Raw genomic sequence first — 4732 nt, forward strand, 5'->3', positions numbered from 1 at the left:
TGGCGTCCAGGCCGATGATCCTGGTTTCAATCGTGTACTTCTGCCACAGCTGCAGCGACTTGCGGAAGGCGATGGTCTCCCCCGCCGCCACCGGGCTCCAGCCGCGCCGGCGCATGGTTTTCCAGACGCCGCTGCGCACCATGAGGTCGAACCGGCCCAGGTCCATCAGGGAAAAGTACATGCCGTTGTTGACGTGCATGGCGATATCAATGTCCGTGGGCAGGACCTTCAGCGGCAGGGACGAGGTGTCCCAGATGGTCAGCGGTGAACGTCGGGCTGAGGTGACAAGCATCAGGAGCGTTCGGAGGAGGAGGTGCATCCCCTCATGTTACCCGCCGGTAACTTGGTCGCCAACCCTGTGGCGCGCCGGCCGCGTAGGATTCTGGCCATGACGCAACAACGCTACCGGGACCTGGCTGAGTGGCCGCTGATGGGCACAGCCCTGGTATTCCTGGCGGCCTACGCCTGGCAGGTGATCGGCCGGGTTGAGGGCGCCGGCGCAGAGTGGCTTGAAACCGTGATGTGGCTGACCTGGGGCATCTTCGCCCTGGACTACGCCGCCAACCTCTGGCTGGCAGCGGACCGCCGCCGGTGGTTTCTCTTCAACCTGCATGAGCTGCTGATTGTGGCACTGCCGTTTTTCCGGCCGCTGAGGCTGCTCCGCCTGGTCACTCTGCTGTCCGTCCTGCACCGCACCATCGGTGAAACCCTCAGGGGCCGCGTTGTCACATATGTGGCCGGATCAGCCGCGCTGCTGGTCTTTGTGGGGGCGTTAGCGGTGCTGGACGTTGAGCAGTCCGCCCCGGATGCCAAGATCCTGACGTTCGGCGACGCCGTCTGGTGGGCCATTACCACCATCACCACCGTGGGCTATGGCGACATGTACCCCGTTACACCGATCGGCCGGATGGTGGCCGGGGCGCTCATGATGAGCGGCATCGCCGTCCTGGGTGTGGTCACCGCCTCGATCGCCTCCTGGCTCGTCCAGCGCGTGGAAGAATCCGTTGAAGAGGCCACCGAAACGGCAGAGGAACCTGTCCGGGCTGAACTGGGTGAACTTGTCCAGGAGATCGCCGAACTGCGGCGCGAGATCGCCGAACTGCGCGGGACCGCAGCGTTGAAGGAACGCCGCAGCCTCTGACCTGCGGTGCGCAGGTAGTCCTCCTTGAAAAGTTGAGGTACGAAACGGCGGCCGCGCCAAGTATCCGCGGAGAAAGTCGGGTAACTCCTACTCGTGCCGCACCCTTTCCCGTTTCCTAGACTCGGAGTTCCTAGGGCTGAATAAGTTGCCGGCGCATCCTCCGAGCTGGGGTGGATGATGCCGCTTCATAGCGGAGTTTCCGTATCTTCTGGGTATGCGGGCGACTCCCATCGTGCGCATCCGTGCGCGGTCCGGTCACGGCCGGGACCGCGTTAGCGCATCACTCCCGATCCGTCCTGCAATGTGGCATTTGAGCGGATGATAGACCGCGGTGCTGTTGGCGGGGCCGACCTGCGATGGGCCACCCATGAATCAGTTGACCGTTAATTCGACCGAACCACCCCACCGAAACTTCGAAACCGATATCCCCCGGGCAGACCTCACGCCGGGCCGCAATCACGTCAGTCACCGGCTGTGGGCCGGGATGGCCATTGCGGCCGTGGTCTCGGCCGTGGGGGTGGGGGTCCTGTCCGGACCGCCGCCCACCGTCCAGGTACCGCCGCCCGCGGAGGCAATCACGACGGCGGTTGCGCCAGTTGTGGGCGTCGCCAGGCCTTTGGTTGCGGTGCCTTTGGACGACCCGTACGTTGGCACGCTGCAGGCTGACTCTGCCCAGCCTGCTGCGCCTGCGGAGGCAACAGTTGCTGCTCCTCCGGCCCCGGCCCCGCAGCCTGCCCCTGAACCCGCGCCGGCTCCGCCCGCCGACACGAACCTCTACACCGTGGCCCCGGGCGACACCGTGGGCGGGATCGCGGCCAGGTACGGCGTGGACATGAACGCCATGCTCGCCGCCAACGGTTTGGGCATGTACAGCATCATTGTCCCCGGGCAGACCCTGAAGCTGACCGGGCCCGCCGTCGCGGCTCCCGCGCCTGCTCCGGCCGCTGCGGTGGCGGCACCGGTTGCTGCTGCACCCGCACCGGCTCCCGCCCCGGCGCCGATGATCCAGGCCGCACCCGCGGTCCGGACCATTTATGTGGCAGGTGCCGGCGGACAATCCATGGTGGACGCCTGCATCGGGCCGATCCACTACACACCCAACGACGGCTACTCGCTCTTCATCACCGAGCACGATTTCTGTGGTGGCTGGGCCCGCTTCTCCGGAATCGGCGTGGGCGAAACGGTCAGCATCCCCGGCTACGGGACATACACCGCGACGGCGCGTGGCCAGGTACCGAACCCGGGAACCACCAACGATGTCATTCGGGTTTTTGGCGGTTTCCCCCGGGCGATCCTGCAGACCTGCATCCCCGGCACCAGCCAGATGCTGCTGATCGCGCTGAACTGACGCAAGACTGCCGGCACAGACCAGCGCCACGGAGCGGACTCCGTGGCGCTGGTTTTGGTGCGACTGCGTGATTCCGAAGTGCGCGGCTACTACATAGGATGGCGTTCGGAAATGTGCTCGACCAGCTCGCCCACTTTCTCTTCCGAGTAGTTGCGGGCGATGTCACCCTGGCTGATGATCCCCACGAGCCGGTGGTCGGCGATAACCGGCAGCCGGCGGATCTGGTACTTCTCCATAATCTCAATGGCGGCGTCAACGCTCGCGTCCGCGTCCACCCAATGCGGCTTGCCCGAGGCGAGGTCGCGGGCCAGCACTTCGCGCGGGTCGCGGCCGGCAGCAACGCACTTGAGCACGATGTCACGGTCAGTGATCATGCCCTTCAACTTGCCGTCATCACCACAGATCGGCAGCGATCCGCAGTCCAGATCCTGCATCATCTTGGCGGCATCTACGAGAGACTGGTTTTCCTTGATACACCTTGCATCGGTAGTCATGAATTCACGTACAGCACTCATTGGTCCTCCTTCATCGATTGAGGTATCGACGCGGGGTACCGGGGCACATGCGCCGATGCTGCCAGCCTACGCCGGGCCCCACTCCGATGTCGACGACGGATTCCGGGCACCCGGCCGCGCAGCTTTTCCCCGCTCTTCGGACTATTCTCCCGGTACCGCCGCGGGGAATAGACCGTCAGGCGGGCAGTGCCGGGGGCTGGCCAGGCACGAGTACCGGGGCCGGCAGGACGTGTAGTGCCGGGGCACAAAAAAGCTCCGGAACCTGGTGGTTCCGGAGCCTTTTCATTGGGTGGCAGATGAGGGATTCGAACCCCCGTAGGCGTTGCCAGCTGATTTACAGTCAGCCCCCTTTGGCCGCTCGGGTAATCTGCCGAACTTCAAAAGAAGATCACCCCCGGCTGCAGTGTTCAGAACGTCCGTTTCCGGGCCGTTCCGCTTCCAGTAACCGCGGGCAAGACAACTTTACAGAACTTCTGCCGAAGAATCGAATCGGGGCCGCGGGCGGTGGGAATGGGCCCGAAAAGCCTTGGAATTCCGCGGAACAGGGGGGGGAATCAGGCGTCGCCGAGAATCCGTCCGGCCAGCCTGGCCTCGAACTTCACGGCCTGCTCCTCGGTGATCTGGTTGAGCTGGACAGCCCGCAGCAGGTCCTCGCTCACGCCGTCCATGCGGGCAGAGGCATCCGGAACCGGGCTGAAAATGATGGAGGCGGCGATCGCGGCTGCGGCAACGGATGTGGCTGCGGTGGCAACGGCTCCGGCCGCGGCAGAGGTGGTTCGGGTGACATAACGGACGGCGTTGCGGTGCATTGCATTCCCTTTCGACCTGCTTTTCAACTCCTTCAACTCTCCCGGGCCCGGCTTCGTTCCCGCCGGGCGTCCGCTATGAGGGAACTGTGAATCCGCAACAGCACCGAATCCACCACGGCGCTGCAGCGGATCCGTATTAGGCTGGAATACAGAGATCCCCGCCCTGCAGAGGCATGTCAGGGTACCCATCAACGTAAGGAGAGTCATGGCAGGCGAGTCAACGTTCGACGTCGTAAGCAAAGTGGACAAGCAGGAAGTAGCCAACGCCCTGAACCAGGCGCAGAAGGAACTGGTGCAGCGTTACGACTTCAAGGGTGTTGGGGCCGAGGTCGATTTCAGCGGCGAGAAGATCCTGATGAAGGCCAACTCCGAAGAACGCGTCCTGGCGGTCCTGGACGTACTCCAGTCCAAGCTGATCCGCCGCGGCATCTCGCTGAAGTCGCTGGACACCGGCGAGCCGTACGCGTCCGGCAAGGAATTCCGCCTGGAGGCCTCCATCAAGGAAGGCATCGAGCAGGATCTGGCCAAGAAGATCAACAAGCTCATCCGCGACGAAGGCCCCAAGGGCGTGAAGTCCCAGATCCAGGGCGACGAACTCCGTGTCTCGTCCAAGTCCCGCGATGACCTGCAGTCCGTGATGGCACTGCTGAAGGACTTCGACGAGGCCGACCTGCAGTTCGTCAACTTCCGCAGCTAGCGCAGGAAGTACGACGCCGGCGCGCTAGTTCAGCGGGCGGCCTGCCATCCGTTCGAGCCGGGCGATCCGGTCCTGCATGGGCGGGTGCGTGGCGAAGAGCCTGGTCATTCCTCCGCCGCGGAACGGGTTGGCGATCATTAGGTGTGAGGTGTTGACCAGTTTCTGCTCCTGCGGGAGCGGCGCGATCCGCACGCCCTGCTCAATCTTGCGCAGGGCGTGCGG

General features: G+C 64.3%; 6 protein-coding genes, 1 tRNA gene and 1 pseudogene. 3 read left to right on the top strand and 5 right to left on the bottom strand.

All coding sequences use genetic code 11. The annotated features are described in order from the left end of the window. On the bottom strand, positions 1-319 hold a 319-nt coding region (locus tag DBR22_RS24270; RefSeq protein WP_375134865.1), incomplete at its 3' end, for an acyl-CoA thioesterase. A gap of 69 nt (positions 320-388) precedes the next feature. Here DBR22_RS24270 and DBR22_RS01755 point away from each other — a divergent pair. Then, positions 389-1141 carry a potassium channel family protein gene (locus DBR22_RS01755; RefSeq protein ID WP_108597508.1) on the top strand — a complete coding sequence of 251 codons (753 nt, stop codon included), beginning with the start codon at positions 389-391 and terminating at the stop codon, positions 1139-1141. Between the two features lie 367 nt (positions 1142-1508). Continuing rightward, on the top strand, positions 1509-2489 hold the full coding sequence (locus DBR22_RS01760) for a LysM peptidoglycan-binding domain-containing protein (protein ID WP_108597509.1): 981 nt from the start codon (positions 1509-1511) through the stop codon (positions 2487-2489). 89 nt (positions 2490-2578) lie between these two features. On the opposite strand, the gene DBR22_RS01765 is transcribed toward DBR22_RS01760, so the two are convergent. The 3 genes from DBR22_RS01765 to DBR22_RS01775 all read right to left on the bottom strand — a co-directional run bounded on the left by DBR22_RS01765 (position 2579) and on the right by DBR22_RS01775 (position 3813). Next, positions 2579-3004 (bottom strand): CBS domain-containing protein, encoded by a 426-nt coding sequence (locus tag DBR22_RS01765; protein ID WP_108597510.1) that lies wholly within the window; start codon positions 3002-3004, stop codon positions 2579-2581. 290 nt (positions 3005-3294) lie between these two features. Then, positions 3295-3376, bottom strand: a tRNA-Tyr gene (locus DBR22_RS01770). 182 nt (positions 3377-3558) lie between these two features. Then, positions 3559-3813: a hypothetical protein gene (locus DBR22_RS01775; RefSeq protein ID WP_108597511.1), complete on the bottom strand. Its 255-nt coding sequence runs from the start codon at positions 3811-3813 to the stop codon at positions 3559-3561. Positions 3814-4018: 205 nt separating this feature from the next. Here DBR22_RS01775 and DBR22_RS01780 point away from each other — a divergent pair, with 205 nt between their 5' ends. Next, positions 4019-4510 carry a YajQ family cyclic di-GMP-binding protein gene (locus tag DBR22_RS01780; RefSeq protein WP_108597512.1) on the top strand — a complete coding sequence of 164 codons (492 nt, stop codon included), beginning with the start codon at positions 4019-4021 and terminating at the stop codon, positions 4508-4510. A gap of 24 nt (positions 4511-4534) precedes the next feature. Here DBR22_RS01780 and DBR22_RS01785 read toward each other — a convergent pair. Then, positions 4535-4732, bottom strand: a pseudogene (locus tag DBR22_RS01785) (protease HtpX); the annotation flags it as partial.

This window comes from Arthrobacter sp. HMWF013 (assembly GCF_003061105.1).
Classification (GTDB): domain Bacteria; phylum Actinomycetota; class Actinomycetes; order Actinomycetales; family Micrococcaceae; genus Arthrobacter.